Origin of the sequence: Acinetobacter johnsonii, assembly GCF_048551975.1 — a bacterium.
GTDB classification, from domain to species: domain Bacteria; phylum Pseudomonadota; class Gammaproteobacteria; order Pseudomonadales; family Moraxellaceae; genus Acinetobacter; species Acinetobacter johnsonii_A.
Genome location: NZ_JBIMCF010000214.1, coordinates 1 through 277 on the forward strand (window position 1 = coordinate 1; position 277 = coordinate 277).

At 41.9% G+C, this 277-nt stretch carries 1 protein-coding gene; it reads right to left on the minus strand.

What is annotated here, in order from left to right:
* Positions 1–107 (minus strand): 7-cyano-7-deazaguanine synthase (locus ACG9ZB_RS17295; RefSeq protein WP_419326854.1); only part of this gene is annotated, 107 nt, incomplete at its 3' end.
* Positions 108–277 lie beyond the last annotated feature (170 nt).

Consider the following 277-nt stretch of genomic DNA (forward strand, 5'->3'; position numbering starts at 1 on the left):
CCATACATAAAGCTGAGCGCTGTACAGTCATACTGTGCTTGCGCCCATGCTAAACAAGTTGTTGAGTCTAAACAACCAGATAACAAAACTATGGCACGAGGGCGCATACAACTTTCTCCAAATATAAATTAAAGATGAATAGGCAATGTATTAGCGACCTGTTTCGTCATTCGAAAGCTCCTTGTGGAGTTGGTGTTGGAAGCAATCAGGGAGATGGTATTCTAATATCCATTTCGCTTATTCACGTGAAAGTTGAGGTATACGAGCAGCACCTTTC